This window comes from Vibrio sp. 10N.222.48.A3 (genome assembly GCF_041475345.1).
GTDB lineage: Bacteria > Pseudomonadota > Gammaproteobacteria > Enterobacterales > Vibrionaceae > Vibrio > Vibrio tasmaniensis_A.
The window spans coordinates 1-2,495 of record NZ_JBFRVX010001068.1 but is presented as its reverse complement, the minus strand read 5'-3'; the positions used below and the strand labels follow the sequence as shown (position 1 = coordinate 2,495).

The following is a 2,495-nucleotide window of genomic DNA, read 5'->3' as shown; positions in this document are numbered from 1 at the left end:
ACTGTTGAAGGCGACAAAGCTTCAATGGAAGTTCCTGCGTCTCAAGCGGGTATCGTTAAAGAAATCAAAATAGCAGAAGGTGATTCTGTTTCTACTGGCTCTCTTATCATGATCTTCGAAGCGGAAGGTGCAGCAGCGCCAGCAGTTGAAGCGGCGGCACCGGTTGCAGCTGCTCCTGCAGCTGCGGCCCCTTCTGTTGCGAACGAGCTTAAAGAAGTTCACGTTCCTGATATCGGCGGTGATGAAGTTGAAGTAACTGAAATCATGGTAGCTATTGGCGACGCAGTAGAAGAAGAGCAATCTCTTCTTACTGTTGAAGGTGACAAGGCTTCAATGGAAGTTCCTGCACCATTCGCTGGTATCGTTAAAGAAATCAAGATCGCTTCTGGTGATTCAGTATCTACTGGTTCTCTAGTGATGGTATTTGAAGTAGCGGGTTCTGGTGCTCCAGTTGCAGCAGCTCCTGCTCCAGCGGCGGCACCAGCTGCAGCGGCTCCAGCAGCATCTGCTGAGAAAGAAGTGAACGTTCCTGATATCGGTGGTGACGAAGTAGAAGTTACTGAGATCATGGTAGCGGTTGGCGATACAGTAGAAGAAGAGCAATCTCTAATTACTGTTGAAGGCGACAAAGCTTCAATGGAAGTGCCTGCACCATTCGCTGGTACAGTAAAAGAAATCAAGATTGCAGCTGGCGACAAAGTGTCAACAGGCTCTTCAATCATGACTTTCGTTGTTGAAGGCGCAGCTCCAGTAGCAGTAGCGGCTCCAGCTCCAGCACAAGCAGCAGCTCCGGCAGCAGCACCTGCACCTAAAGCTGAAGCAGTAGCTCCAGCAGCTGGCGACTTCCAAGAGAACGGCGAGTACGCTCACGCATCTCCAGTTGTTCGTCGTCTAGCTCGTGAATTCGGTGTAAACCTAGCGAAAGTTAAAGGTACTGGTCGTAAGAGTCGCGTACTTAAAGAAGACGTTCAGTCTTACGTTAAAGATGCACTTAAGCGTCTTGAGTCTGGTGCAGCAGCATCTGGCAAAGGCGGCGATGGTTCTGCTCTTGGTCTACTACCATGGCCAAAAGTTGACTTCAGCAAGTTCGGCGAAACTGAAGTTCAGAAGCTTTCTAAGATTAAGAAGATCTCTGGCGCTAACCTACACCGTAACTGGGTAATGATCCCGCACGTTACACAGTGGGACAACGCAGACATCACTGAGCTAGAAGCATTCCGTAAAGAACAGAACGCAATCGAAGCGAAGAAAGACACTGGCATGAAGATCACTCCACTTGTGTTCATCATGAAAGCTGTTGCTAAAGCGTTAGAAGCATTCCCAGCGTTTAACTCTTCTCTTTCTGAAGATGGCGAAAGCATCATTCTTAAGAAGTACGTAAACGTGGGTATCGCTGTTGATACACCAAACGGCCTAGTTGTTCCTGTTTTCAAAGACGTGAACAAGAAAGGCATTTACGAGCTATCTGAAGAGCTAATGGCTGTTTCTAAGAAAGCACGTTCTGGTAAGCTAACAGCGGCAGACATGCAAGGCGGTTGTTTCACAATCTCTAGCCTTGGTGGTATTGGCGGTACTGCATTTACTCCAATCGTAAATGCTCCAGAAGTAGGTATCCTAGGTGTATCTAAGTCTGAAATTAAGCCTGTTTGGAATGGCAAAGAGTTCCAACCACGTCTACAGCTTCCACTGTCTCTATCATACGATCACCGTGTGATCGATGGTGCTGAAGGTGCACGCTTCATTACTTTCCTAAACAGCGCACTATCTGACATTCGTCGTCTAGTACTGTAATTGAGAAAGTAATTATTAAGGTGACTTTCGGGTCACCTTAATTCTTTATATAAAGACTATTTTTAGAGAACAGTTTCCGGCATTTCTCATAAACTGCGGGGGAATTGTTGTCTAGCTCACAGGCTAACTTAAAGCTACTTTCACACTGTTAACATCTCTGTAAAATGTTTCCTGTTTGAAAGCCCAATAATTTTAAGAACATCTACTCAGCCTGTTAGGGATAATGACTACAAGAGGTCACAATGAGCAAAGAAATTAAAGCCCAAGTGAAGCAACTGATTGAGATGAACAAGATCGAACAGAAGAACGGTGAGATCAAATACAACTTCACCGACGGTACGCTAGTTAAATACCTTTACGTAGAAGAGCTGACTCAAAAGCAACTAAGTAAAGGCATTCTAAGTATTGCGCGCCAAGGCGAAAGCTATGTTGTTATCCCAACAGCAGTAGCAAACAAGATCGCAATGCGTGACGAAGAATCTATCGTTGATACGCAAGCTTCAAGCTCAGATGAAGTAGACGAAGATGACCCGTACAAAGACTTCGTGATCCCAGATGATCTAATGTGGTAATTGCCCGTTAGTACTGAGTAGAAGCACGAATTAAAAATGCAGCTGACAATCCTTCGATTGTGGCTGCATTTTTTTGTTTATGAGCTGTGAATCTTCTAGATAACAAATGACCACTAGCCAAATAGCCAAATA

Annotated in this window: 1 protein-coding gene and 1 pseudogene; both read left to right on the top strand. The window is 45.4% G+C overall.

Features of this window, described 5'->3' with window-relative positions; all coding sequences use genetic code 11:
- Positions 1–1,791 (top strand): pyruvate dehydrogenase complex dihydrolipoyllysine-residue acetyltransferase (gene aceF / locus AB4653_RS23690; protein WP_372105469.1); only part of this gene is annotated, 1,791 nt, incomplete at its 5' end.
- A 227-nt stretch (positions 1,792–2,018) separates the two neighbouring features.
- A pseudogene (locus AB4653_RS23685) lies at positions 2,019–2,363 on the top strand (DUF2058 domain-containing protein); the annotation flags it as partial.
- Positions 2,364–2,495 lie beyond the last annotated feature (132 nt).